Origin of the sequence: Pseudomonas sp. R2-7-07 (assembly GCF_003852355.1) — a bacterium.
Taxonomy (GTDB): Bacteria; Pseudomonadota; Gammaproteobacteria; order Pseudomonadales; family Pseudomonadaceae; genus Aquipseudomonas.
In genome coordinates, this window is the sequence record NZ_CP027759.1 from 1,901,018 (window position 1) to 1,927,337 (window position 26,320).

The following is a 26,320-nucleotide window of genomic DNA, read 5'->3' on the forward strand; positions in this document are numbered from 1 at the left end:
TGCCTACTGTGGCGAGGGAGCTTGCTCCCGCTGGGCTGCGCAGCAGCCCCAAAACCATTCGGTCGCGACGCATCACCCGCCTGACTAGTTTGGGAGCGCTTCGCACTCCAGCGGGAGCAAGCTCCCTCGCCACAACAGGTTCGTTTCTACAATGGTTTGTTTTTAATGGATTTTAATTGGACACCATGAGCCAGACCGCGACGATTCTAGTCATTGATGACGAACCGCAGATCCGCAAATTCCTGCGCATCAGCCTGGCCTCCCAGGGCTATAAGGTGATCGAGGCCGGCACCGGCAACGAAGGCCTGGCCCAAGCGGCATTGAGCAAGCCGGATCTGCTGGTGCTGGACCTGGGCTTGCCCGACATGGACGGCCAGCAAGTGCTGCGCGAGTTTCGCGAGTGGTCGACGGTGCCGGTGCTGGTGCTGTCGGTACGGGCCAGCGAGAGCCAAAAGGTCGATGCCCTCGACGGCGGCGCCAATGACTACGTAACCAAGCCTTTCGGCATCCAGGAATTTCTCGCCCGTGTGCGTGCGCTGTTGCGCCAGGCACCGACGGGCGAGTCTCAGGAAGCCGCCCTTAGTTTCGGCCCGCTGACGGTAGACCTGGCCTACCGCCGCGTTCTGCTGGACGGTGCCGAGGTGGCGTTGACCCGCAAGGAATACGCGGTGCTGGCGCAACTGGCGCGGCATCCAGGGCGGGTGATTACCCAGCAACAATTGCTCAAGGATATCTGGGGGCCGACCCACACCGAAGACAGCCACTATCTGCGCATTGTGGTGGGGCATTTGCGGCAGAAGCTGGCGGATGACCCGACGCAGCCGAGGTTTATCGTGACTGAGGCGGGGGTGGGGTATCGATTGCTGAATACTTAGGGTGGATAGAGTTTCGCTGCCTCAACTAGCGTCATCGCGGGCAAGCCCACTCCCACATTCGACCGCATGCTCATGTTGAACTCAGTCTAATTGTGGGAGTGGGCTTGCCCGCGATGGGCATTGGTATCTACACAACTTTGGCACGGCCCTGAACCTGTGACGGCTCAAGAGCCGAAGCCTCTCTAACTGATGCCCCGCGACCTAAATGTGGGAGGGGGCTTGCCCCCGATGGCGGCCTGACAGCCGACCAGGATGCTGGATCAGGGCGAGTACATATCCGTTGCTGCGGTAACGGCGGCTTAGGGTTCCGCCCTTACGGCGTCTCACTTTTGAAAAGCGCAAAAGTAAGCAAAACGCTCTTGCCCCACCACTCGGCACCTCGCCTAGGCTCGGTGTGCCCGTAATCCGACAGTGATTTGGGGGGCCGCCGCCACGCGCCATCCATGGCGCGGGGCGGCTAAACCGGCATCCCTGCCGGTTTACCCCCCAAATCACTGTCGAATTCCGGCCAGCGTGGTTTAACGGGGCGCCTAGATCAAGAGCAAGATCAAGAGCGGCTCGCTTCGCATCGTGGTTACTTAGGCTGCTACAAAGTTATGTAGATACCTATGCCGCGATGAGGCCACCAGCAGCGCCTACAATCTCAAGACTGCTCACTCTCATACCGATCCAACGTATCACTGGCAATTTCCCGCCCCAACGCGATCAACTCCGGCGCCTTGTAGAACTCGAAAAAACGGCACACCCGCTTGGGCACGTTGATCAGCACATCCGGTGGGTAGCCGGCGATTTTGTACTGTGCCAATGACGTCTGCATCACCTCGAAACTCTGGTTGATCAGGTCCAGCAGCGATGCAGGCCCGACGTTATCGATAATGAACGAGCCTGTGGCCGACTTCGGCGTGCCGGGTTTTTCCGGCGCGGCGGCGGGTTGCTGGGATTCGGGCTCGGCCGACTCCAGCCATGGGTTGATCTCGGCGGCCTGGGCCTGCAACGCTTCCTGCTCGAGCTTCATCAACTGCTCGGCCTGTTTGCGTCGAAACGGCAGGTGCGAACCCAATGATTTTGCCAGGCTGTTAAAGCGGCTCTTGAATGCCGGCGGGCGCTGGATCACCGGCAAGTGATAATGTTTCTGGTTGGTGGCGTTGAGGTTGACCGCGATGATCAAGTCGCAATGGCTCGACACCACCGGCACGATGGGCAACGGGTTGAGTAAGCCGCCATCCACCAGCATGCGGTTGCCCTGCATCACCGGCGTGAACAGGCTGGGGATCGCGGCCGAGGCGCGCATGGCCTGGTGCAGGCAGCCTTCCTGGAACCAGATTTCCTGCTGGTTGGTGAGGTCGGTAGCCACGGCGGTGTAGGGGATGCGCAGCTCTTCGATATTGATTTCGCCGACGATCTTGCGGATCTGCCCGAACACCTTTTCACCGCGAATCGCGCCCAGGCGAAAACTCACATCCACCAGGCGCAACACGTCGAGGTAATCGAGGCTTTCGATCCAGTTTCGGTACTCGTCCAGCTTGCCGGCGGCATAGATCCCGCCGACCACGGCACCCATCGAGCAGCCGGCAATACAGGCGATGTCATAGCCGCGCCGTTCGATCTCTTCGATCACCCCGATATGGGCGTAGCCCCTGGCTCCGCCGGAGCCCAGCACTAAGGCAACACGTTTCTTCATGACCAGATCCTTCGTGAAACAGGTGCCCACAATGCACCCATCAAGGGGGCCGCTACAATCCTCGGTAAGCCTTGGCAATATTTTTCCAGAATCGCGTCTAGGCTCGGGTATGCTCTGGCAATGGGTACTACTGATTTCAGGCTAAGGACAAGGCACTTTTCCCTGTAGGCAACGTCTACAGGCTACGACAGATTTTGTATATTTTGAGGTGTCATCGATGAAAGCCTGGATGTGTGTTCCCGTGATCCTGTTGGCCTTGGCTGGCTGTGCCGGGAAAACCGCGTATCGCGACAGCTGCGGGTCGCAGTTGGATGCCGCCTGGAAAGAACTGGACCTGGCCAAGGCCGAGGGCTTCGCGGGCACCGTCAGCTACTCCAAGGCTTTGTCGTTGTTGACCGGGGCCAAGACCCAACAGCAATTCGAAGCGTTCGAAGGGTGCTCCAACAAGGCCGAGAAAGCGCGCTTCTATATCCGTGAGTCACGCGCCGGGCGTTGATTCGCTAGCCGCGAGTAGGCTGTTTCATCACACAGGGAGGGCAGGATGTCAGCGCTGGTCAATCAGTTGGTCGCTCAGGTCATTGGCCTGGAAGTAGGGTTACTGAGCTGTCAGGCGCGTCTTGCCGCCGTCACCGATGATGAAGCCTTGCATGATCTGCGCACTACCGTGCGCCGCTTGCGCAGCCTGTTGCGCCCCTTGCGCGGGTTACCGGGTGTCGAACAGCTTGAATCGGCCGCCCGCGCGGTCGGCCAGTTGACCACACCGTTGCGTGACCGTGAGGTGCTGGCTGCGTACTTGCAACAGCTGGGTCACCATGAGGCGGCTGAGCGGCGTCTGCGCCTGCAGCCTGAGGCTTATCGCCAAGTGGCGCAGAGCCTGCAGCTGGCGCACCTGCTGCAGATCCTCGATGCGTTTCCACGGTTTATCCGCGCTTCCCAACGGCAGAAATTGCTCAAGGGCCTGCGCTCGCGCATCCGGAAACGCCTGACCAAGCAATGGAACGCACTCGACCACGCGCTGAAAGACCCCGAGCATGATCGCCACCGTTTACGCTTGCTGATCAAGCGCGTGCGCTACGCTGCCGAGGCGTATCCCGAGCTGGATAAATTGCCCGCCAAGGCCCTGTCCGGTCTGAAAAAAGCCCAGGGCGCCCTGGGTGACTGGCACGACTGCTGGCAGTGGTTGATGCTGGCCGAGCATCAGGCCGATCTTGAGCCCTTCGTCGCCACCTGGCGTCAAACCATGGCCAAGGCCGAGCGGCAGGCGGACCGGGTTCTGGATAAGCTCAGCGCCGATTGTTTCTGAACCGGTCCGGTTTTTGGCCGGAATAGGTGCTGTATCTGGCGGGCTTGGTGGTTAAGATTCCCTCATCGATTTTCTTGATGTGAGGTCGCCATGCGCTTTAGTGATTTGCTCGACGCTGCCCGTCAAAACCCACAGGATGTCACCATTCCTGCCGAATGGGCCCAAGGCCGCGCCACCTTTGGTGGCCTGGTCGCCGCGTTGCAATACGAAGCGTTGCGCGCCCAGGTGCCGGCGGAGCGGCCGCTGCGCTCCCTGGCGATCACTTTCGTTGGCCCGGTCGCGCCGGATGTACCCGCTAGCTATCAGGTTGAAGTGCTGCGCGAAGGCAAGGCTGTCAGCCAATTGCTGGGCCGTGTGGTCCAGAACGGTGAAGTGGCGACCTTGGTCCAGGCCAGTTTCGGTGCGCCCCGCACCTCGGAAATTGACGTCGCGAGCGAGCCGCCACCCGTGTTCAAACATTGGGATGAATGCCAGGAGCTGCCCTATATCAAGGGCGTCACCCCTGAATTCATGCGGCATCTGGCAATGCGCTGGAGCGTCGGCGGCCTGCCGTTTACCGGCAATAAATCCCGCGACATGGGCGGTTGGGTACGGTTGTGTGGGGACGTGAAAGAAGAGCCCCTGACCGAGGCGCACATCCTCGCACTGGTCGACGCCTGGCCGCCGGCGTTACTTCCGCATTTGAAGAAACCGGCGCCGGGCAGCACCCTGACCTGGACCATCGAATTCATCCAGCCCCTGCAGCACTTGACCACCCTCGACTGGTGCCAATACCACGTCAACATCGAACACGCCCGGGACGGCTACGGCCATGCCGCCGCCGCGCTCTGGAGCCCGACCGGCGAGTTGATCGCCCTCAGTCGCCAGACCGTGGTGGTCTTCGCCTGACCCTCAATGCCGGTGACGCTGGCGCCACGCCCGCCACCAGCCGCCGCTGAGCACAAAGCGCGGAAACGTCACGAACTGCTCGACCACCAGGCGCTGCACCGCGTCGTTACGATCACTGAACGGCTCGCTCGCCTGGGCTTCCAGGCTGTGGCCATGACGCTGCAGCGCCAGGCCCGCCAAAATGCCGATCACGCCTACGGCAAAACTCACCAGGCTCAGGCTGAACACACCGGAAACGATCAACAGAAAGCCGATGATGAACAGCGGAACGGCAATCAGGTGCAAAGCCAGATTGGTCGGGTGCTGATGGTTTTGTGGGTAATTACGCCATTGCCAGGCGGGGAGATTGGGGTGACGTTTGCCCATGGTGGTGAATCCTCTGTCCGTTTAAACAACTTGGAGGGAGTTTAGGTGGGAGAGGATAGGGCGGCGAATTAGGGTTGGCTATGGAGTCCATAGAGCCACCTTTATGTAAAATAACTTTTCAGGTGACTCAACGGGGTGCCGCGATTTGAGATTGTTTTCAATTTGGGATGGTTATGTTGGGTTATTTGAAGTAGTAGTCGTCCGGTCCGTTGATGTAAACACTAGGGCCTTTAAGTGAAATAAATTTTGCGTTGAATGTTATGGAGGCGCTGTCGCTGATGGCTTCAAATGTAAAATGATTGCTGGCTCTTTTGATGCGTGCAGTAAATACCTCATGGGCAGGAATATTTAAGATTTTCAGGTTGTCAATGTCATTGCAAGTTAGGCCAACTCTACACATGTTATATCCTTTATTTCTCCATTTTTCTGGCAGGTCGTCTGGGAATTCAGGTATGTCAAAACCCATGTCTATTGATGGTTGATCATTTTCTATAGTTATAGAAAACAGAGCTATTTTTCCAATTTCAACTGGAGAGCTGAAAAGTTTACTAAAAAATATGCTTCCATCTAATTCGTTCCAGTGCTTCATACTTATTTCCTGAATGAATAATGTTTCTTTGCTCCTTCAAGATAGCCTTTTCGAGGCTTTTCGATCGGGCGTAAGTTGAAGTGTGACGAATGGTCCCCAACACCATCTACTCTGCCGAATTTATGTCCTGCTGAGTGGTCTTGGATAAGAACCTTAGAGCCATTTGATCTTGTAAATTGATAAACCTTTGTTTCGATGGATCTCCCTGCATCATCCAGAACTGTTTTTCCGTTTTTGTCCGTCATTTTTTCAGTGACGTATTGTTTAGTTTTCCCTGTGTCTAGGTCTACTACCATGTCTGGGTTTTGAACCATCGGTATCCCGGCGTCTCTCTTCGCTTGTCTGAAGGCACCTTTGCGTGAAACATCGGGTGCGTCGGGTTCATTTGGAGTTTTACAGGCTGAATGATGCCTGCCTTTAGGCGGGCAGTTAGCGCTCAGCCCTAACGGGTCCACCCATCCAGTAGGATTGGGCACGTACTGGTATGCATTGATCCCACCCGCCAGCTTCACCGGATCAGGCGTCAGGTAACGACCAATGTCCGGATTGTAGTAGCGATGGCGGTTGTAGTGCAGGCCGCTTTCCGGGTCAAAGTATTGGCCTTGGAAACGAAGCGGGTTGTCGACTTTGCCTACGTCGAGACGGCTGATTTCTCCGTAGGCGCGGTAGTGGGCGGACCAGACGATTTCGCCTTCGGGCGTGGTGAGTTCTTGCGGTGTGCCGAGGTGGTCGAGTTGGTAGTGGTAGGGCTTGGTTTCTTGTGGGCCGAAGCCTTCCAGCAGTGCTAATGGGCGGAAGCTGTCGGGTTCGTAGAGGTAGCTGCGATGACGATCTGCATGGTGTTCGGCGATCAGCTTGTCGCCTTGCCAGAAGAACTCTGTGGTGATTCCATCCACGGTTTTGCTGATGCGCCGCCCAAACGGATCGTAGCGATAACTGGCGGTTTGGCCGTTGGGCTTGGTGATGCCGATCAGCCGGTGCTGACAGTCGTAGCGGTACTCGGTAACGAGTGAATGACCCTTGCCACGTCGCTCGCGTATCAGGTTGCCGAAGGCGTCATAGTCGTAATGGTGATCGCCTTGGATCATCAGCCGATTACCCGCAACGATGTCCGGGCCCGGCCTGTCTTGCATGAGCAGGTTGCCGGCAGGGTTGTGGCCGAAACGTTCTTGTATGTCTTGCGAGTGATCGGCGCGGGTCAGGCGGTGGAGTGGGTCGTAGTGGTAAAGGTGTTCGCCTTTGCGGGTGTCGTGCAGGCGGGTGAGGTTGCCGGTTTTGTCGTAGTCGTAGTGGCGTTGGTAGAGGTGGTTTTCCTGCTGCGTGACGGCGTGGGTATGTAGCCGGTTTTGGTCGTCGTAGTGGTAGTGGCTGAGGAGTTGGCCTTGTTGGCGCTGGTGTTCGCGGCCTGCTTTGAACAGGTGGGAAGTCAGCAGCGCACCGTTCAGTTCGACGGTGGCGAGATGCCCGCCTTTGTCGTGGTTGAAGGTGAGGCGGTTGTTGTCCGGCAGGCGCAGGTTTTTTAACTGGCCGCAGGCGTCGTAGCCATAGCGCAACGTGCCCCAGCCTTGGTGTTCGGCGGTGAGGCGGTTTTGGCGGTCGTATTCGTAGGCCAGAAACCAGTGGCCGTCGTCGACGCTGAGGAGGTTGCCTTGGCGGTCGTAGGCATAGTCGACAACGCTGCCGTCGGGCAGGGTTTTTCTTACGAGGCGGCCGGCATGGTCGCGCTGGTATTGAGTGACAAGCTGACTGCCATCGTCGCCGTATTCGGTTTTCTCCAACAGGTTGCCGTTGAGGTCGTAGGCATACGCAGTGCGTTGGCCGTCGAAGCCGGTTTCCTGTTGGATCAGGCCGTTGGGGTGGTAGTCGAGTTGGTAGGTTTCGCCGACTTCGTTTTCGATGGCGGTGAGCAGTAAGCGAGCGTTGTCGTAGCGGTACTTGACCTGGGTACCGTCGGCATTGATGCGGCGGCTGATCAGGTGCAGGCCGTCGGCGTATTCGTAGCGGGTGACGTGGCCGAGTTCGTCGCGCTCGGCGATGATTTTTCCGTAGGGGTTGTAGCTGAATTCTCGTGTGGCACCGTCCGGCAGTACCAAGCGAGCTAACCGGCCTACGGCGTCCCATTGATACTGGGTCAGCGCGCCCTGTTCATCCTCAAGCGCAACCTGCCGGCCCAGGTCGTCATAGCGATAGCGCTTGATCCCGCCATTGGGCAATTGCTCTTCAACAAGCTGCCCGCGCTCATTCCACACCAAGCGATGGCAGCTGTTGTCGGGGTACCAAACCCCGGTCAGTTGTCCCTGTTTGTCGTAGCTGTAGTCGGTCGCGTTGCCATCCGGATCGATCTGGCGAATGACATCTCCCTGGTCATTACGCTCGTATTTCCAGACCGCCTCACCACGTCTTACAACCCGTACGAAACCGTTGTCATGCTCGTAGGATGTTGGCTCGTCATCCCCCGGAAACAGCGCGACCAAGCGTCCGGCTTCGTCGTATTGATAGGCCGTCACCGCACCCAGCGGGTCCTGCTCGACGGTCAGACGGCCCTTGTCATCGTAGGATTTGAAATGCTGGGCGCCGTCGGGATCGATGCGCTGTACCAATCGCGCCCGCTGGTCATGTACGTAAACTTCCTGGCTGCCGTCGGCGTTGTGCACGGTGACTCGACCGTCATCGCCCCAGGCATACCGTGTGTCCATCTGCGAGAAACTGGCCCAATGGCGGACACAGCGCGCCGCCTTGCCAACGCGCTCCCATTCCCAAAAGAAACGCGCCCCACCGGCCAACTGCCGTTCAAGAATGACGTGCTGCTCGTCGTACCGATAAACTTCGCTTTCACCGACAGCATTGGTCGCTGAAACCAGTCGTCCGGCGCCGTCATAGGCGTAGGCAACGACGTTCTGCTCGGTCACCCAAACAAAGGGTTCATGCCCCGTGGCGCGATGAATCTGGTAGTCCACCGCCACGATGCGGTCGAATTCATAACGCAACAAAAGCGAACGGCCCACACCGTTATCCAACCGCTCGATCCGCCCCAACCGATCCCGGACAACCAACAGCCGGTTGTCATACGCATCGCTGATCGCCGTCAGCCCACCGTCGCGAAAGTGGTAGAACCGCGACCCCTGGGCCAGCACCAGTTCATCAGGCAACGACCCCAAGTAAATCGCCGCTTCCGCCAGGCTGTTGGTAATCGCCGGCCGAGCAGCCGTCGGCAAGGGCAGGGTGGTCGAGCGATTCTCATGGTCCGTCCACACCACCGAATCGCCCGCCACCACAAGCCGCTGCGCCAGCGCATGACTCCAGCCAAACCCCAGCCCACAGTCCACTTCCACCGCACTGCTGCGATACAAGCGCGTCCACTCGAACGGCAAGACCCCATCCAGCGCGCCATCGGTAAGCGTCAGCAATTCCTCGCCAGTGACCATCGACACCGGGCAACCGTTAGTAACGGTTTTATCCGCAGAGGCCGCCGCATCACCCTTCGGGTTCGAAGCCACGGCAGGCACATCATCCACCGCCTCCTGCCGAACCAACGCCGTACGCTGGGTCTTGCTGCGCACCGCCGGCACCGGGTTCGAAACCAGCGTGTCACCCGCCTTCAACGGCGCCACCGGCACTGCCTTGACCAGCGTCGCCGCACTGCTTAGCAACACCGGCTTGGCCGCCTCCACATGGGTTTCCAGCCCAGGCCCCACAACCTGCTTGGCCAGCAGCTCCAACAGCGCCCGCGCCCGTCCGGATTTGACCTGGCTGAGCACCTGAGCCCCCAACCGAAGCTGTACCCCAATTCCCCGCGTCGCCCATATCAGCAACAGATTGATCAACACTTCGCCGGTAATCTCACCCAGCAGTTCATACATCTCGGGCGGCGGCAACATGCGCATCCAGGCCACCGCCGCCGAGAGATAAATGAACAACAGCGGCTCATCACTCAGCACCAGTAAACCCTGGGCGAGCGTGTCTTTACCCAGCTTGAGTAACTGATCCAGTTCGGCTTGGGAGATGTACTTCAACAACCGTTCGCTGTTGGACTTGAGGTTCGCCAGCAGGTCGTACAGCTCGGTAATGTTGTCCCACAGGTTGTAAAAAGCCTTGCCAATCCCGGTTGCAAAGGCCGCGCCCTGTTTCGCGCTGCGTGTGAAGGGCGGGGCGTTTGCAAAATCTGTCCACTGAAGCTTGAAGCGCTCGTTCCATTGCTGGCGCAGTTCAGCTTCCAGCCCGGCGATCACCGACTGGTAGGACGCATACAGCGCCTTGACGTGATCTTTGGAAACGTTGGGGTAAAAGGTGACCTGGTACCGCTGGTCGCGAGTGCATTCTGGGACTTCAAGAATGCCGCTGGGGCCGATGGTTCGCTGCAGCGGCGCGCCAATGGGATTGCCGTCCTTGGCGATGGCTTGCAGCGTGACCGGCGTGTTGCCGATCGGCACGAACCGGGTGCTTTCGAACAGGTGCACCAGGGTCAGCCCACCCTGGGCTTTGCACATGGCGACGGTGCGACTGGGCATGTCGGAAGAGATCGGCGCAACCAGTGCGACGTCTTCCCCGACCTTGAACACCTGCTCCACTTCCAGTGCCGAGCCACTTAAAAAGCTGTCGGCCCAGTCGTCGAACGTATTCAGGCAGTCGCGCAAATTCCGAAGAATGCTTTCAACATCTGGCGCTTCGGGGTCCATGGGGGCCAGCACAAAGCTGGCAATCACCGGAATCAAAAGACGGCCCTGGCGACCTGGGCTCTAACGAAAAAAACCATCTGCACTCCCTCGCACTGTTTGATCAGGCGAGGGACTTTGCAGAGGTTCGTCGGTAAAAGAAGTCGGCGTTATTCGCGGGAGTGGCGAGGAAGTTTCGTCTTAATCTCAGGTAGGCTGCGGCTTGGTCGTAGGAATCGGATTACGGTCTGAACGGCCCTACAGCTTCAACTGCCCAATCGCTGTGCTCAATTCTCCCGCCAACGCCGCCAGTGCATGGCTGGTGGTCGCCGAATCTACGGTCTGCCGCACGGTGTTCTCGGTTACATCGCGAATACTCACCACTGCGCGGTTCATCTCTTCGGCGACATGGCTTTGCTGTTCAGCGGCCACCGCGATCTGGGTATTGCTCTCGCGCATCTGCGCCACGGCGCCGGTGATGTCGGCGAGTGCGGCACCGGCTTCCTGGGCCTGTTTTACGCAGTCGTCAGCCTTGAACGAGCTTTCCTGCATGAAGTCCACCGCGTCGCGGGTGCCGGCTTGCAGCGCCGAGACCATGCGGGTGATTTCGTCGGTGGAGCTTTGTACGCGCTTGGCCAGGTTGCGCACTTCGTCGGCGACCACCGCAAAGCCACGGCCCATTTCTCCGGCGCGGGCAGCTTCGATGGCGGCGTTGAGGGCGAGCAGATTGGTCTGTTCGGCGATGCTGTGGATCACCCCGACCACGCTGTTGATTTTCTGGCTGTCTTCGGCGAGTTTCTGGATCATCTCAGCGGTCTGTTGCACGCCGCTGGACAGCCCGGCAATCGAACGTTGCACGCGGGTGACCACTTCCTGCCCGCTGCCGGCGAGGGTGTCGGCGGTTTGCGAGAGGTCGCGGGTGGCACCGGCGTGCTGGGCAATGTGGTAGACGGTGGCGGTCATTTCGTTGATCGCCGTGGCGGCCTGGTCGGTCTCGCTTTGCTGGCCGAGCATGCCGCGCTGCACCTCGTTCATGCTGCTGGCCAGCCGCGCGGCGCCCTCGTCCAATTGTTTGGCAGTATGGGCCACGGTGTTGACCACCCGCTGGTAGCCGGCCTGCATGGCGTTGAAGGCGCTGGCCATCTGCCCGACTTCATCCTTGCAGGCCAGGGGCACGCGGGCGGACAAATCGCCGGTCTTCTCCACATGCAGCATCACGTCCTTGAGAGTGTTGAGCTGGCTGAGCAGGAAGCGGATCAGCAGTTGTGAGGCGCCAAGCATCGCGAGCATCAGGATCGCCACCGCCAGCGCATAGTTGACGAAACGTTCGCCGAACACCTGGCGCAGGCTTGGCGCGTATGCGAGTACGGCGACTTGCTGTCCGTCGGCACGGCGGATGACCTCGGCGCCCACCAGCGGATTGACGCCGAACAATGGCAGGTGACTGAGCTCGATCCAGCCGCTCGCGTCTTGCAAGGCTGAGAGATCCTCGCCTGCGCGTTGTGGGACTTGGCCACGGGTGAAGGTCAGCCAGTTCTCGCCAGTGGGCAGTGGCGTGTCAGCCGGCCAGGCGTTGAGCAACTGCCCCTGGGCCTGGGCCGACACCTGGGAGGCATGGCTGCGCGCCTGTTGTTCGAGCTGGACGGCATACAGCACCAGCAACAGGGTGGTGATGAAGGCCACCGCATTGACGGCCCAGAATTTGTATTTAAGCGAGATATTGCTAAGCCAGGCACCCATGGAAGGTTTTCTCTGATAGCGGAAACAGCATTGGCAAGGTGCCATTATTGTGCCGCTACTCAGGAAAGCGTTTTTGACATGGGTCAATGCGCCGCATCACTCCACGGCAGGCAGGCCGAAAAAGGCGCGGGCACAGGCGGTGCTGTGCATCGCCAGCTCTTGCATCGTTTCATTGCGATGCAGGGCAACCTCGCGTAGCACTTCGGTCAGGAAGGCGGGCTCATTGCGGCCGTTCTTCGGCTTCGGACGCAGCGTGCGCGGCAGCAGGTAGGGCGCGTCACTTTCCAGCATCAGACGGCCACGGGGAATTTCCCTGACCAACGGGTGCAGATGCGTCCCACGGCGCTCGTCGCAGATCCAACCGGTGATGCCGATGTGCAGGTCAAGGTCGAGGTAGCTGAAGAGCGCCGCTTGTTCGCCAGTGAAGCAATGCACCACGGCGGCGGGCAGATGGTCACGGTAGTCCTTGAGAATCTCCAGCAGGCGTTGGTTGGCATCGCGCTCGTGAAGGAACACGGGAAGTTTCAGCTCGACGGCCAGGGCCAGGTGTTCCTCGAGGACTTTTTCCTGCTGCGGGCGCGGCGAAAAATCACGGTTGAAATCCAGTCCGCACTCGCCGACGGCGCGCACGCGTGTTTCGCTGAGCAAACCGCGCAAACGCTGGGCGCTGTCGCGGTTCCAAGCGCTGGCGGAGTGGGGGTGGATGCCGGCGGTGCTGAACAGGCGTTGCGCGCTTTCATCGAGTTTTACACATAGTTCCAGGGCCTGCTCGCTGCCTTCGACGCTGGTGCCGGTGAGCACCAATTGTTGCACGCCAGCGGCGTAAGCACGCTCTAGAACGGCCGAGTGCCTCTCGTCGAAACTGGGGTTGGTCAGGTTGACGCCGATATCAATGAGTTGCATGGTGCTATCTCCGCCTGCGGCCGGAAAGCATATCAGAGCTGTAGATTTATAAGAAAAACGAAGAACTACAACGCGTTATCGCTGTCTTTGAACGTCGCAAGCGACATTGTGCCGGGCCTGCTGCCTCTCACTGTGTCGCCGTTGCGCGCCTTGCCAGCGCTTAAAGCGCTCTGTTTCTGACGCCCAACACCTCGCTTTTCACGAAGGCGTTGGCCAGTATTCTTTCCGGAGAGCGGATGATCCGACCCTCGGCTTTGCTTTTAGTGTGCGTGACGTTGCTGCTGCCCATGGCGGCGGTCGCGCGTCTGGATGGGCCGCTGGAAGTGACAAAGCCCGGCAAGGTGCGTGACCTGGCAGACATTCGTTCCAGCCGCACCCTGCGCGTACTGGTCAACCAGAGCCGTAACAGCTCCGGTGAAGTGCAGGGCCAGGCCATCGGTGTCGAATACCATCGCCTGCGTGCGTTCGAGCAATACCTCAATGGCCATGCCCGTGATGGCCAGCAAATCAACCTCAAGATCATCCCCAAGGCCAAGGAGCAGTTGCTTGGCGCACTGGCCCGTGGCGAAGGCGACCTGGTTGCCCCTGGCGAATTGCTGGACGTGAAGGCCGCGCACAAGATCAGCGCCAGTGCCCCGATTGCCAGCGATGTGCCGTTGTGGCTGGTCGGCGTCAAGGGTGAACGCCGGTTTACCAGGTTGGAGCAGTTGTCGGGCCGCACCCTGACGCTGACCACCGGCAGCGCGGCGGCGGATGCGATCAGCCAGGTCAACCAGAAGCTGGCCCTGCACAAGCAGCCGCCGATCAAGGTGGAATGGGTCGACCCGAGCCTGGCGGTGGAAGACGTGCTGGAGATGGTGCAGGCCGGGATCTTTCACCTGACCATCGTGGAAAAGCCGATTGCCGAACGCTGGTCGAAAATTCTGCCCAAGTTGCGCTTTGACAAGCAGGTGGCCATCAGTGAGCCGGGTGACGAGTACTGGTTCGTACGCCAGGATGCGTCAATGCTGCGGGCGAGCATCGATCGCTTCCTCAAGACTTATCACACCCCCTCCGACCAGGATGTGGCGTTCCAGCGTATCTATCGACGTCTCTATCAAGTGCGCAACCCGTTGGCCCGCGCCGATCGTCAACGCCTGGAGAAACTGCGCCCGATTCTGCAAAAGCATGCACGCGAGCAAGGCATGGACTGGTTGAACCTGGCTGCGCTGGCCTTCAAGGAGTCTGCGCTGGACCCTGGCGCACGCAATAGCGGTGGGCCTACCGGGCTGATGCAGATCACGCCTTCGGCGGCGCAGCGGGTAGGCGTCAACAATATCGAGAATCTGGACAGTAATGTGCAGGCGGGTGCGCGCTACCTGGCGATGATCCGCCGTAAGTTTTTCGCCAGCCCCAAGCTCAATGAGCGCGAACGCATGGCCTTTGTGCTGGCGGCGTATAACATGGGGCCGGAGCGGGTGCAGGGCATGCGCACCGAAGCCAGGCGCCGGGGGCTCAACCCCAATCAGTGGTTCTTTCAGGTTGAACGCATTGCCATGGAGCAGGTGGGGATGGGCGGCGTCAGCTATGTTAATAGTGTCAACAAATACTATCTGGCGTTCGATCGGGAGCGGGAGTCCCTGGAGCCGCCAGCGGCGAAAGTTGCGTCTCGCAAATAATCGATTTTATCGATGTTGATAAGGCAATTTTTCGGCTTTTATCATTGTTTAAACTGATTAATATAGCGGCCAACCAACCCCTACCTGAAAAAGGATTTACCCCATGCGCCCACTGATTACCCGCGTCCTGTCCACCCGTGCCGGCTACGGCCTGACTGTTCTGCGCATTTTCGTCGGCATTATCTTCGCTGCCCACGGCTCGCAAAAACTTTTCGGCTGGTTTGGCGGCGGTGGTCTGGCGGGAACCGCACAGTGGATGGAGAGCATTGGCCTGGCGCCGGGCACGCTGATGGCCGTGCTGTCGGGTGGCACCGAGTTCTTTGCCGGCCTGGCGCTGATCATCGGCCTGCTTGCACGTCCAGCAGCTTTGGGCCTGACCTTCCTGACACTGGTGGCGATCCTTTCGGTGCACATTCATAACGGGCTGTTCATGGCCAACAATGGGTATGAATTCGCCCTGGCCCTGCTTGGCGGCTCGCTGGCGGTGCTGTTCGAAGGCGCCGGCAAACTGTCGGCCGACCGCGCCATCGCCAGCTGAGCGTTTCGCACCTCATGAGAGGCCCGCCCTGTGCGGGCCTTTTTCGTTGCTCGGGATTCTTGACACTGCCCCGCCAGCTTCTCTAGGATGCTGCTCATGCGCCGATTTAAACAGCTAATTGCGGGGCGCCACTGGACTCGATGCAGTCCGACAGAACCATGCACTCGTCAGGAGGCACGGGTCGAAATACCGCTAAAGCGCTGGTTCGGTGTTGCCTCTCACCTGCCCGCAGACTTTTGAGGCAGAGACACGACACGATGAATGCACTACGCCCCCTGATACGCCTGGCCCCGATCACTGCGGACCTGACTCAACGCAACCCGAAAATCCTCCTGGGCGGCAAGCACCAGCCGACGCTGCTGCGTTACCTGGACGGCTGGCCACGTCGCACCGGGCGGCCTTCGGCGTTCTTGATCCAGTTCGTGGAAGACGGCGACTCCCTGGCCCGTTTTGCCAGTAACAGCTTTGACCTCGCGGTGATCCAGGCGCCGAGTGCGGACAACGCCGAAGAAGTGATCCGCCAACTGACGCGGATTGCGCGGCAAGGGCTGATCGCCCGTCGCTGATTACCAACCCCAAATGTTCAGCTGAAGCCCGCGGGCGGCCATCGGCGTCGACACAGCCAGCGATAACGTACCCAGGCGATCAGGCATAAAACCAGCGGTACCGTTACGATCAGCAGCAGCTTCAGGTTCCGCTCGAAGCGGTGCAGCGGCGCGTACGCCTGAGTCTTGAGGGCATGGAGTTCCATGGGCAGGCGCAGGCGCTCTTTGTTGAGCGCTTGCAATTGGGTATTGGTGTCCACGGCCTGGGTGCCCAAGTGTGTGGGCTGTGGATTCAACCGCTGCCACGCTTGCTCGGTACGCTCAAGGCGACGTTCCAGTTCTGCGGCCGTTTCCCGATAGGTCTGTGCGGCGGCTTCGCGCATGGGTTCCAGGGTACTGAGTGAATGCGAAGTGAGGCGCGGACGAATATTCGCCAGTTCTGCGGGAGCCGCCAGGTTATCCAGGGTATTCAATACGAACTGCACGTTGCTGTTGGCCGTTGTCTGGCTGACAGCGTCCGCGAGTAAATCGGTATCGGCAACTACCACCACCTCGATTCGGGCAGCCTTTTGTAAGCCTGGCGGCTGCCCCCTGAGACCGTCAGGAAATGCCGAGTAGGCCGGCCCCTCCAGGCGAGCGGCGATCACATGGCGCTGACCCGAGGTGGAAGCTTCGTCGATGAGTGAATCGAACGCCGTCGCTGAAGCGAAACGCCCGGCGTCCAGCAGCGCAGACTGCCGGGAGCTTTGTAGCAGCGGGGTGAACGTCATCCGGCTTTTTCGCGTGCGCAAGAGTGCGCCACTGCTTGATACGCTCAGGCTGTCGAGTTTCCAGGTGCTGACGTCGTGCGCGGTCATTGCCAGGCGTGGCAGTTTCAACCTGGCTGGGTGCAATACGGTAGGCATGCCTGGGCCGAGCGAGGCCGAGGAGGCGTAAAGACTGTCAACCAACAGCTTGTTCGCGGGCATCCGTATGCCCCATGTGGTCAACAGGCCATCCAGCTCGGAGTCTACCGCTACGGTTTCAGCCCCCATCTCGCTCACCGGGTCGATGAAAACCATCAGCTTGCCGCCGCTTAAGGCAAATTGCTCGATGGCGTAAAGCGTTTGTTCGGCTAGCGCCCGTGGCTGTACCACCATCAAGCTACCTACAGATGGAGGCACCTGGGTAATGTTCGATGCCAACTCCACCAGGTTGAAATGCTCGCGCATTTGCTCCAAAAGGTGTCCGGCGGACTCATCCAACGGCAACCCGGACAGGAGGCCGACGCTGGGACGCTGGGGGTGCATCAATTTATGGATCAGCTGGCTGATTTGATACTCGAGCAACGGCTCGTCGTCGGGGTTGAACGCTTCGATACGTTGCGTGCCCTGGCCGGCACGCGTGCCTATAAGGCCGAGGTATCCCTGTGTGTCATCCAGGCCGAATAAGCTGGCTTTGTAGGCGTCTTCTGAAAAAGGAGTGGGGTCAATAACGTGCAAATTGATCATGCCCTCGGCGGCTGCTTCAAATTCCTGGAGCACGTCTTCTACGCGTTGGCCGAAGCGTTTCATAATGCGGCTTTTCTTCGGTGCAGTAAGCGAGTTGAAATAATACAAGTCCAGCGGGCTATCAAGTGTTGCGAGCAGTTGCCGCGTGGATGGCGATAAGGTGTGAATTTTCTGTTGTGAAAAGTCCCAGCGAATATCGGGTAGTTTGTTTATCCAGACCAGATTGAATGCCAGGAACAGTAATGATATGACGATCAATGTCATACCCGTACGAAGAGCGGATCGCATCAGCGACTTTCCTTCTCAGCTGTTTTTATAGTTGAGTGTGACAATGGATGCAGAGAGAAAAGCAAGGATCATGCTGACAAAATATAAACAGTCATGAAGTGTTATTTTGCCGTTGTCCATTGAGCTGAAGCGGGAAATCGGGTCAAGCCTCATCACGCTATCAACTATCCAGATCGGTGCCTGATGTTCAAGTGCATCCAGGATTGAAGAAAGCCCGCTGATGGTCAGCAGCAAGCCCGTCGTCAATAGGAAAATTACAAGGCGCTGGTGCGTGAGTACACAGATAAAACAACCGGCAGCTAGATAACTTCCTGCCAGCAGCCAGCTTGCCAGAAATTGTGATGCGATCACCCCGTTATCAGGCGTTCCAAGATAATGGGCGGCGATCACTATAGGAAAATTCAACAACAACGCAGCACTGCATACCGCCCAGGCTGCCAGGAATTTTCCGATCACCCGTTCTGCTGAGGTGACGGGCAGGGTTTTGATCATGTTGGAAAATCCGGCGCTGTGTTCATCAGACCACATTTGCATGGATAAGCTGGGTATCAGTAGCAGATAGAGCCAGGGGTGCAGCTCGAAAAAAGCCTGCAAGTCGCTGCTGTCTCGCTCCATCCAGCGGTAGGTGTGCAATCCCAGCGCCGCACATAGCACCAGGAAAAACGCCACGCTCAGGTAAGTGATGGGGGTGCTGGCATAACTGGCGAGTTGGCGTTTGAAAATGAGGGGCAGCAGTTTCAAGGCGATACCTCGTGGCTCAGAGGGTGAACGACATCGTTCAAGCGACCTGGCTCCAGATGCAGTGACGTTATGTTCCAGCCGCGATGGGTAATGAGTGAATTGATGGCGGGGAAGATGGCGTGCCCGGGCATGGCCAGAACCGTCACTTTGCCTGGGTTTAGACGGTCTTCTTCGATGCCTGCAACCCCTGGTAATACCGCAAGCGCGAGTAGATCCAGGGGCGGATCCGCTGCGAGTGTCACCGCCTGGAAGTGCCGGGAACTGCGCTGCAAATCCTCCAGCGAAGCGTCGATAATCAGTCGCCCGCTTGCGATGACCAGGGCGCGGGTGCAGATGTCGGACAGCCAGTCGTAATGGCGGGAGGCAATGATGACGCTCATTTCCTCGTTAAGGGACTGAACAAGCGCCCTGAATTTGAGCCGTTGCTCGGCGTTCATCCCTTCCATGGGCTCGTCCAGCAGGAGCACGCTGGGGGAATGCGCAATGGCTTGCGCAATCGCGACTCTGCGCTTCAAGTCCTGGCTGAGCACATCGATGGGGCAGTTGAGTACAGGAAGTAGCTCCAGTCGCGTGGCGACCCGGTCCACGTGCCTGCGTTTTTCGGCACCGCTGAACCCTCGAGCGGCGGCAACGAAGTTGAGGATGCTTTTGACCGACAGCGTGTGATGGGTGATTCCCCCTTGAAGCTGGTAGCCAACGGCTTGCCTGGCGAGAACTGAATCGGTCTGGGTACTGAAACCCTGAATGCTGATATGCCCACTGGTGGGCTTGATCATGCCGGAAAGCAAATTCAGCAATGTTGTTTTACCGGCGCCATGCTCGCCCAGCAAACCCACGCATTCCTTGCGTTGGGCACAGAACGAAAAGTCGCTGATCACGCTTTTTTTGCCCAGGTGCTTTGTCAGGTTGCTGACCTCGATCATAGGATTACCGAATCTATTGGGCGGTGCCTGAAGAAAGTTTTGTTAGTGTGTGGCGGTGCCTTAAAAAGACTACGTTCAATACCCGTGCTTGGGAACGCTGGGTGCACTTAATAAGTAAAGTCCTACGTTTGAGTTGATTACGTACTGAAACAATTGTTGTGTGTTGAGTACTTAATAATGGTCGGATATTTGTCTGATATTTATATAAGGTTTTCTTTTTATAATGAGGCCTGACTGCCATGATGCTTTTACGTACCCTTGTTCTTGAGCGCAGCGGCGAGAATGCCCCGGTCAACGGCGCACTGCTGTGTGGGTTCGCTGTCGAACAGACTGCTTCCAACTTCCTGGTGTATAGCCTTGATGAAGAAGCCGAGCCTGGTCATTCCAGGGTGTATATCGCGGCCTTGCGCAAAAAACTCGAGCGGTATTTCCTTGGCGGCGTCGAGTCCAAAGACGATTTGCAAGTAGCGATGCAAGTCTTCAAGCAAATCCTGATGATGGCGGCGGCATCGGGCAATAAGGACAGCGCCCTCAGCGAATCTCAGGTTCCGTTTCATTTCATTGACCTGAAAGGCTGCAGGTTGCCGCCTGCCAGGCCCGAGGACCATCACTCGGTGATCGTCAAGAAAGCGCTGGTGATGAAGGTGATTACATTGGGCATGTCCGCCCCTGCTGCGCCTGCGATCGAAAGCAGCGCAGTCATCGTGCCTTCCATTCGCTTTTCATCGCAAATGGTTGCACCGCCCCGAGGCAAGAGCCAGCCCAAGTCCGCCCCGCCGCCAGTGGAAGAAGCCCTCGTTGAAGAGCCACCTCATTCACCGGTCACGGAACCCGAGGTGCCGGAGGTGCCGCAGGTGCCAGCCGAACCTCGAGCGCAGTCCGTTCAGGCAGAACACCTCGGAACCCCGTCGTCCTCCCTCTCTCCTAGAGAGCATACCTCCATGCTCGAGATAGACAGTACGCTGAGCAATCTCGCAAGGGTTGCCCAGGAACTGACGCAGAAAAAACAGGCCGTTACCGAACGCGAAGAGATGCTTGAACAGTGGCAGGCTCGGCTGCAACAACAGCAGACCCAGCAGGATGAAAAAAGCCGGGCGTTGGACCAACGCCATTCGAGACTGCAGGAGCAAGAACTGGAGGTGAGTCAAAAGACCGAAAAAATGGTGCTGATGATGTCGCAGCTATCGCTGATGCGACAGCGCCTGCAAGGCACGCTCGTTGAACTGGACCAGGTACTCGATGGACAGGGCTGAGTCGATGAGCCTGTCGATCTGGAAACTTTGCGCCGTTGATTTATCATCGCTCCCCGCCAGCCGACGCCAGGGTATGATGCCGTGGCCTGTCGACACTAATGGACATTGCCTGGGGATGTGCGCGTTTGAGTACCAAGCTGATTACCAAAGAAGGCCATGAAGCGCTGAAAAAGGAGCTGGACTACCTTTGGCGTGAGAAGCGCCCGGACACGACGCGCAAGGTGACGTGGGCGGCTTCTCTGGGAGATCGCAGCGAAAACGCGGATTACCAGTACAACAAGAAGCTGTTGCGTGAGATCGATCGGCGGGTGCGCTACCTGCGCAAACGCCTCGAAGATATGCGCGTGGTGGAATACATGCCCGAGCAGGAGGGCAAGGTGTTTTTTGGGGCGTGGGTCGATGTCGAGAACGAGCAGGGCGAGACCAAGCGTTTTCGCATTGTGGGGTATGACGAGATCTACGACCGGATGGATTACATCTCTATCGACTCTCCCATGGCGCGTGCGCTGCTGCGCAAAGAGGTGGACGATGAAGCCATCGTGCAGACCCCCGGCGGTGAGGTGTGCTGGTGGATTACCCGGATTGAATATGTGAAATAGCAACGAATGGCGCTTGCTCCGAGTGGAGCAAGCGCCATTCGTGTTTCAGCCCTCGCGCAGCACCGTCAGCGGGCTGGCGTTCAACGCACGGCGTGTACCGAATACCCCGGCGCCACCGATCAGCACCGCACCGATCACTGGCAGCAGCAACAGCCAGGGGTGAGGGTGCCAGGCCAGATCGAAGGCATAACGGTACAACACCCAGGTCACCAGTTCCGTGCCCAGTGCCGCCAGCAAACCACTGACCGCCCCCAGCAGGCCGAACTCGATGCGCCGGGCCTTGATCAGCAGCCTGCGCTCGGCCCCCAGTGCACGCAGCAGCGCACCCTGGCGGATTCGCTCGTCCAGGGTGGCCTGCAAACCGGAAAACAGCACGGCCATGCCCGCGGCGAGCACGAACAGCAGTACGTATTCCACCGCAAGGGTCACCTGGGCGAGGATGCTGCGCAGCTGCTCCAGCAGGGCCTCGACCTGCAGGATAGTGACGGCCGGGAAGGCTCGGGAGAGGTCGACAATCTGTTGGTCATGCCCAGGCGCCAGGTAGAAGCTGGTCAGGTAGGTGGTCGGCAAATCCTTCAAGGTGCCCGGTTGGAAGATCATGAAGAAGTTGGGCTGGAAGTTATCCCAGTTGATGGTCCGCAGGCTGGTGACCCGTACCTCGCGATTCTCCCCGCCGATGGTGAATACCAGATGGTCGTTGAGCTTGAGTTTCAGGCTTTCAGCCACCTTGGCTTCCACCGACACCCCGGGAATGTCATCGCCCGGTTGCGCGGTCCACCAGGCACCCGCCGTCAGTACGTTACCTGGGGGCAAGTCGGCCGCCCAGGTCAGGCTCAGGTCCCGTTGCACGGCGCGATCACCGCTGGAATCCTTGCTGACAATCTCTTGTACGGGTTCGCCGTTAATGCTGATCAGCCGACCGGGCACGACGGGATAGAGCGGTGCCGATTGCGCCTGGACTTCCAGAAGGCGGGCGCCAAAGGCGTCTTTGTCGGCTGGCAGGATATTGAGCGCGAAGTAGTTGGGCGCATCCTTGGGCAATTGGTTCTGCCAGGTGTCGAGCAGTTCACCGCGTAGCAGGGCGATCAAGCCCATGGACAACAGGATCAAGCCAAACGCGAGGGACTGGCCGGCGGCGGCCAGTGGATGCCGCAGCAATTGCCCCAGGCCCAGTCGCCACGGCAAGGAGGCGCGCGCAAGTAACCGGCGCAGGCTTTGCAATAACAGCAGCAACAACCCGCCGAGGATCAGTGCGGCTACCACGCCGCCGCCCAATAACGCGAAGGTCAACACCAGGTCGAGGCTCAGGCGCCACATGATCAGGCCCAGGGCGAAGAGCGCCGCCCCATAAACCATCCAGGTGCTCGAGGGGATAGGCAGCAGGTCACGACGCAGTACCCGCAGCGGCGGCACCCGGCCCAGTGCGGCCAGGGGCGGGAGGGCGAAGCCGGCGAGGGCAACCAGCCCGGTGCCGATCCCTGCAACGGCCGGTAGCAGCCCGCCAGGTGGCACGTCTGCGGGCAACAGGTCGTGCAGGAAGTAGAACAGACCAAATTGCGCGAGCCAGCCGAGGAGGGCGCCGGCCAGGCTCGCCAACAGGCCCAGTACGCTCAGTTGCAGGCTGAACAGCAGCATGGTTTCGCGTCGTGACAACCCCAGGCAGCGCAGCAGGGCGCTGGCGTCGAAGCGGCGGCTGGCAAAGCGGTTGGCCGACAGCGCCACGGCCACGCCGGCCAGTAACACCGCCACCAGGCTGGCCATATTCAGGTAACGCTCGGCCTTGCCCAGGGCACCGCCGATCTGCTGGTTACCATCGCGCGAGTCCTGCAGGCGCTGGTTGGCCGCCAGGCCCGGCTTGACCAGGTCGCGATAGGTTTGCAGCGCCGTGCTGCCCGGTGGTGCGCGCCACAGTTCGCGATAGCTCACGCGGCTGCCAGGCTGGACTACGCCGGTGGCATCCAGGTCCGCCAGGTTGATCATTACCCTGGGCGTGAGGCTGTAGAAATTGCCGGCGCGGTCGGGCTCGTACGTCAGTATGCGTGCCAGCCGCAGGGTCTTCATGCCCACGTCGATGCTGTCGCCGACCTTCAGGTCCAGCGCTGTCAGCAGCCGCGCTTCCACCCAGGCTTCACCGGGTTTGGGGCCGCCGCCTGGGGTTTCGGCGCCAAAAGGCTCACCCGTACTTTTGAGTTCGCCACGCAGTGGGTACTGCTCGTTGACCGCCTTGATACTGGAGAGCTGGATGCCGTTGTCCGCAGCGATAACACTGGAAAATTCGACGATGCGCGCATGATCCAGGCCCAGCTCGGTGCCGGACCTGACCTGCTCGGGGCGGGCCGGCGAGCTGCCTTCGAGTATCAGGTCCGCGCCCAGGAACTCGGTGGCGCGCAACAGCATGGCGCCGTTGAGGCGCGCGCCGAAATAGCCGATAGCGGTGCTGGCGGACACGGCCACCAGCAGCGCGAAGAACAATACACGCAGTTCACCGGCGCGGGCATCGCGCAGTAATTGGCGCATGGCAAGGCTGAACAGACGTAACAACGGCAGGCGTGCCATCAAGGCTCCAGGGGCGCGACCATCAGGCCGGCTTCAAGGCGGATCAGGCGTCGGCAACGATGGGCCAGGCGCTCGTCATGGGTGACCAGTACCAACGTCGTGCCGCTCTCTTTATTGAGTTCGAACAGCAGGTCGCTGATGCGCTCGCCGGTGTGGCTGTCGAGGTTGCCGGTGGGCTCATCGGCAAACAGTACGTCCGGCTCGGCGGCAAACGCGCGGGCAATCGCCACACGTTGCTGCTCGCCGCCGGACAGCTGGCGCGGCGAATGGGTCAGGCGCTTGCCAAGGCCGACGCGCTCCAGCAGATGCGTGGCGCGCTCGCGGGCATCTTTGCGGCCGTCGAGCTCCAGTGGCAGCATGACGTTTTCCAGTGCATTGAGGCTGTCGAGCAACTGAAAGGACTGGAATACGAAGCCCACGTGTTCGGCACGGATCCGCGCGCGCTGGTCTTCGTCGAGGCTGCTCAACGCTTGGCCCGCCAGGGTGACTTCACCGCTGCTGGGCAGGTCAAGGCCGGCCAGCAGGCCGAGCAGGGTGGATTTGCCGGAACCGGAGCTGCCGACGATAGCCAGGCTATCGCCCTTGTTCAGTTCCAGGCTCAGTTCGTGCAGGATAGTCAGTTCACCTTCCGCGCTGGGAACCACTTTGCTGAGGTTTCGCGCGGTGAGAATGCTTGCGCCCATGGAGAATCCGATGCGAATGTGGTTTTTGAGTGCTGGCCTGGCCTTGATGTGCATGGCCCAGAACGCAGCGGCGGGTACAGTCCTGATCGTTGGCGATAGTATCAGTGCCGGTTTCGGCCTGGATACCCGCAAAGGGTGGGTTGCCCTGCTGGGGCAACGGCTCAAGCAGGAGGGTTTTGACGATAAAGTGGTGAATGCTTCGATCAGTGGCGACACCAGTGCCGGAGGCCTCGCGCGGTTGCCTGCGGCGCTTGCAGCGCATAAACCGGATGTGGTGGTGATCGAGTTGGGCGGCAACGATGGGCTGCGTGGTCAGCCGCCGGCGCAATTGAAACAAAATCTTGCTTCGATGATTCAGGCGTCCCAGGACAGCGGTGCCAAGGTGCTGCTGCTGGGCATGCAGATTCCTCCCAACTATGGCAAGCGTTACGTCGAAGCGTTCGCCAAGGTATTCGGCGAAGTAGCAGAGGAAAAAAAGGTGCCGCTGGTGCCGTTTTTCCTGGAGGGGGTGGGCGGTCATCCCGACCTGATGCAAGCGGACGGCCTGCACCCGGCAGTCCCGGCCCAGGGCAAGTTGCTGGAAAATGTCTGGCCAACGCTAAAACCGCTGTTATGACGCTTTTCTACCGGCAGGCTTTCGGCTAAGGTGGCGCCCCCCCGATTTGGAGCCCCTGATGTCGCGTCCTGCCTGGTCCCTGTTTAATTACCAACTGATCGAGCCGGACGAACAGCTGGATCTGTTCGCCTGCCAGGAAGTCCGGGTGCATCTGGTGGCGCGTCAACTGGAGTTGGGCGGCTCGATTGACCGCACGCTCTGCGGCACCTTATTGCCGGCGCAACCGCTCTGGTCCTCGGTGGATCGTTCGATCTTCCAGGACCAGCGGCTGTGCCCGTTGTGCAGGGCGATTCTCGAGTCGCAAAAGCGCGGTACACCGCCGATCTGGCCAGAGCTGCGCTTCGAGCTCTAGCGCGGTCGGCTTGATGCCAGGCGCTCGCTTCACGTATACAATCAGTTTTTTCCTACCGTCGTCTGCGAAGGATTTTCCGGATGTTGTCGCGCCTCTCCGTCGTTACCTGCTGCCTGTCTCTTGCCGCGCTCTGTGCGGCCGGCGCGGCGCAAGCCTTGCAGTTGCCGTTGCCGCCCCCTGGTGAGGACATCGTCGGCCAGGTCCAGGTGATCAAGGCCAAATACGAAGATACGTTTGCCGACCTGGGCACCACGTATGACCTGGGGTATTCGGAAATGGTCGCGGCCAACCCGGGCGTCGATGCCTGGCTGCCAGGTGCGGGGACGGACATCGTGCTGCCGACGCGTTTCATCCTGCCGCCGGGCCCGCGCGAAGGCATTGTGATCAACCTTGCGGAATATCGGCTCTACTACTACCCCAAGGGTCAGAACGTGGTCTACACCTTTCCGTTGGGGATTGGTCGTGAAGGCTGGGGCTCGCCCATTGCCCATACCAGCATCATCGCGAAGACGCCGAACCCTACCTGGACACCGCCCGCCTCGATCAAGGCCGAACACGCCGCCAACGGTGACCCGCTGCCCAACGTGGTGCCTGCCGGCCCCGACAACCCGTTGGGCCCGTTCAAGTTCACCCTGGGCACGCCGGGTTATCTGATTCATGGCTCCAACATGAAATTTGGTATCGGCACGCGTACCAGCCACGGTTGCTTCCGTATGTTCAACAACAACGTGTTGGAAATGGCCAGCATGGTGCCGGTCGGCACCTCGGTACGCATCATCAACGACGCCTATAAGTTCGGCAGCGCCGGCGGCAAGGTCTACCTGGAAGCCCATACGCCGTTGAACGACGATGGCACGCCGTCGGTGGTCGACAAGCACACGGCGGTGATCAATGCCTTGCTCAAGCGTGAGGACCTGGCCAATAGCCTGCGGGTGAATTGGGATCAGGTGCGTGATGTGGTGGCGGCGGAGGATGGTTTGCCGACTGAAATCGGTGTGCCTGGCGTCGCGCCTGTCGCGTCCAGCGCGCCGGTGGACTTTCAATAAAACCCTCAAGCCCGCACATGCCGTCAAGCGCAGCG

Annotated in this window: 23 protein-coding genes; 12 read left to right on the top strand and 11 right to left on the bottom strand. The window is 59.5% G+C overall.

From position 1 onward, the window contains the following. Positions 1 to 185: 185 nt before the first annotated feature. The gene (locus C4J86_RS08670) at positions 186 to 875 is read left to right on the top strand and encodes a response regulator (RefSeq protein WP_124370103.1); all 690 of its coding nucleotides are present in this window, start codon (positions 186 to 188) and stop codon (positions 873 to 875) included. A gap of 643 nt (positions 876 to 1,518) precedes the next feature. Here C4J86_RS08670 and C4J86_RS08675 read toward each other — a convergent pair. After that, positions 1,519 to 2,556 carry a patatin-like phospholipase family protein gene (locus C4J86_RS08675; RefSeq protein ID WP_124361881.1) on the bottom strand — a complete coding sequence of 346 codons (1,038 nt, stop codon included), beginning with the start codon at positions 2,554 to 2,556 and terminating at the stop codon, positions 1,519 to 1,521. A 217-nt stretch (positions 2,557 to 2,773) separates the two neighbouring features. Here C4J86_RS08675 and C4J86_RS08680 point away from each other — a divergent pair, with 217 nt between their 5' ends. From C4J86_RS08680 to C4J86_RS08690, 3 genes are all read left to right on the top strand, one after another. Continuing rightward, positions 2,774 to 3,052, top strand: a complete 279-nt coding sequence (locus C4J86_RS08680) for a hypothetical protein (RefSeq protein ID WP_003238638.1) — start codon at positions 2,774 to 2,776, stop codon at positions 3,050 to 3,052. A 45-nt stretch (positions 3,053 to 3,097) separates the two neighbouring features. Beyond that, positions 3,098 to 3,859, top strand: coding sequence for a CHAD domain-containing protein (locus tag C4J86_RS08685; protein WP_124370104.1), 762 nt, complete (start codon positions 3,098 to 3,100; stop codon positions 3,857 to 3,859). Between the two features lie 90 nt (positions 3,860 to 3,949). Then, a complete protein-coding gene (locus C4J86_RS08690) occupies positions 3,950 to 4,747 on the top strand; it encodes an acyl-CoA thioesterase II (protein ID WP_124370105.1) in 798 nt (265 codons plus the stop codon). Positions 4,748 to 4,750: 3 nt separating this feature from the next. Here the strand turns inward: C4J86_RS08690 and C4J86_RS08695 are convergent, their stop codons facing one another. The 5 genes from C4J86_RS08695 to C4J86_RS08715 all read right to left on the bottom strand — a co-directional run bounded on the left by C4J86_RS08695 (position 4,751) and on the right by C4J86_RS08715 (position 12,997). Continuing rightward, positions 4,751 to 5,113 (bottom strand): Mpo1-like protein, encoded by a 363-nt coding sequence (locus C4J86_RS08695; RefSeq protein ID WP_124361884.1) that lies wholly within the window; start codon positions 5,111 to 5,113, stop codon positions 4,751 to 4,753. A gap of 181 nt (positions 5,114 to 5,294) precedes the next feature. Next, a complete protein-coding gene (locus tag C4J86_RS08700; protein ID WP_124370106.1) occupies positions 5,295 to 5,702 on the bottom strand; it encodes an Imm50 family immunity protein in 408 nt (135 codons plus the stop codon). Positions 5,703 to 5,704: 2 nt separating this feature from the next. Next, positions 5,705 to 10,414: an RHS repeat-associated core domain-containing protein gene (locus C4J86_RS08705; RefSeq protein ID WP_124370107.1), complete on the bottom strand. Its 4,710-nt coding sequence runs from the start codon at positions 10,412 to 10,414 to the stop codon at positions 5,705 to 5,707. Between the two features lie 198 nt (positions 10,415 to 10,612). Further along, positions 10,613 to 12,094, bottom strand: a complete 1,482-nt coding sequence (locus C4J86_RS08710) for a methyl-accepting chemotaxis protein (RefSeq protein ID WP_124370108.1) — start codon at positions 12,092 to 12,094, stop codon at positions 10,613 to 10,615. Positions 12,095 to 12,190: 96 nt separating this feature from the next. After that, positions 12,191 to 12,997, bottom strand: coding sequence for a TatD family hydrolase (locus tag C4J86_RS08715; protein ID WP_124370109.1), 807 nt, complete (start codon positions 12,995 to 12,997; stop codon positions 12,191 to 12,193). Positions 12,998 to 13,233: 236 nt separating this feature from the next. Here C4J86_RS08715 and C4J86_RS08720 point away from each other — a divergent pair, with 236 nt between their 5' ends. The 3 genes from C4J86_RS08720 to C4J86_RS08730 all read left to right on the top strand — a co-directional run bounded on the left by C4J86_RS08720 (position 13,234) and on the right by C4J86_RS08730 (position 15,759). Beyond that, complete coding sequence (locus tag C4J86_RS08720; protein ID WP_124370110.1) at positions 13,234 to 14,655, top strand: transglycosylase SLT domain-containing protein; 1,422 nt, start codon at positions 13,234 to 13,236, stop codon at positions 14,653 to 14,655. Positions 14,656 to 14,758: 103 nt separating this feature from the next. After that, positions 14,759 to 15,193: a DoxX family protein gene (locus C4J86_RS08725; protein WP_124370111.1), complete on the top strand. Its 435-nt coding sequence runs from the start codon at positions 14,759 to 14,761 to the stop codon at positions 15,191 to 15,193. A 257-nt stretch (positions 15,194 to 15,450) separates the two neighbouring features. Next, complete coding sequence (locus C4J86_RS08730) at positions 15,451 to 15,759, top strand: class I SAM-dependent methyltransferase (RefSeq protein WP_124366363.1); 309 nt, start codon at positions 15,451 to 15,453, stop codon at positions 15,757 to 15,759. A 17-nt stretch (positions 15,760 to 15,776) separates the two neighbouring features. On the opposite strand, the gene C4J86_RS08735 is transcribed toward C4J86_RS08730, so the two are convergent. From C4J86_RS08735 to C4J86_RS08745, 3 genes are read right to left on the bottom strand one after another with little or no spacing between them, the layout of a single operon-like run. Next, positions 15,777 to 17,516, bottom strand: coding sequence for a Gldg family protein (locus C4J86_RS08735; RefSeq protein ID WP_124370112.1), 1,740 nt, complete (start codon positions 17,514 to 17,516; stop codon positions 15,777 to 15,779). Between the two features lie 15 nt (positions 17,517 to 17,531). Continuing rightward, complete coding sequence (locus C4J86_RS08740; RefSeq protein ID WP_124370113.1) at positions 17,532 to 18,257, bottom strand: ABC transporter permease; 726 nt, start codon at positions 18,255 to 18,257, stop codon at positions 17,532 to 17,534. Next, positions 18,254 to 19,180: an ABC transporter ATP-binding protein gene (locus C4J86_RS08745; RefSeq protein WP_124370114.1), complete on the bottom strand. Its 927-nt coding sequence runs from the start codon at positions 19,178 to 19,180 to the stop codon at positions 18,254 to 18,256. Before C4J86_RS08745 ends, C4J86_RS08740 begins: the two co-directional genes overlap by 4 nt. Before the next feature lie 239 nt (positions 19,181 to 19,419). On the opposite strand from C4J86_RS08745, the gene C4J86_RS08750 reads away from it, so the two are divergent. After that, positions 19,420 to 20,433, top strand: a complete 1,014-nt coding sequence (locus C4J86_RS08750; protein WP_124370115.1) for a hypothetical protein — start codon at positions 19,420 to 19,422, stop codon at positions 20,431 to 20,433. A 125-nt stretch (positions 20,434 to 20,558) separates the two neighbouring features. Then, complete coding sequence (greB, locus tag C4J86_RS08755; protein WP_065892558.1) at positions 20,559 to 21,032, top strand: transcription elongation factor GreB; 474 nt, start codon at positions 20,559 to 20,561, stop codon at positions 21,030 to 21,032. Between the two features lie 45 nt (positions 21,033 to 21,077). Here greB and C4J86_RS08760 read toward each other — a convergent pair whose 3' ends face one another. Both C4J86_RS08760 and C4J86_RS08765 read right to left on the bottom strand, forming a co-directional pair. Continuing rightward, positions 21,078 to 23,588, bottom strand: a complete 2,511-nt coding sequence (locus tag C4J86_RS08760) for an ABC transporter permease (RefSeq protein ID WP_124370116.1) — start codon at positions 23,586 to 23,588, stop codon at positions 21,078 to 21,080. Continuing rightward, positions 23,588 to 24,271: an ABC transporter ATP-binding protein gene (locus C4J86_RS08765; protein WP_065885127.1), complete on the bottom strand. Its 684-nt coding sequence runs from the start codon at positions 24,269 to 24,271 to the stop codon at positions 23,588 to 23,590. The genes C4J86_RS08760 and C4J86_RS08765 overlap by 1 nt, the downstream gene beginning before the upstream one ends. Before the next feature lie 10 nt (positions 24,272 to 24,281). Here C4J86_RS08765 and C4J86_RS08770 point away from each other — a divergent pair, with 10 nt between their 5' ends. The 3 genes from C4J86_RS08770 to C4J86_RS08780 all read left to right on the top strand — a co-directional run bounded on the left by C4J86_RS08770 (position 24,282) and on the right by C4J86_RS08780 (position 26,285). Continuing rightward, on the top strand, positions 24,282 to 24,887 hold the full coding sequence (locus C4J86_RS08770; RefSeq protein WP_124370117.1) for an arylesterase: 606 nt from the start codon (positions 24,282 to 24,284) through the stop codon (positions 24,885 to 24,887). Positions 24,888 to 24,945: 58 nt separating this feature from the next. After that, the gene (locus C4J86_RS08775; RefSeq protein WP_057722836.1) at positions 24,946 to 25,239 is read left to right on the top strand and encodes a hypothetical protein; all 294 of its coding nucleotides are present in this window, start codon (positions 24,946 to 24,948) and stop codon (positions 25,237 to 25,239) included. An 80-nt stretch (positions 25,240 to 25,319) separates the two neighbouring features. After that, on the top strand, positions 25,320 to 26,285 hold the full coding sequence (locus C4J86_RS08780; RefSeq protein ID WP_124370118.1) for a L,D-transpeptidase family protein: 966 nt from the start codon (positions 25,320 to 25,322) through the stop codon (positions 26,283 to 26,285). Positions 26,286 to 26,320 lie beyond the last annotated feature (35 nt).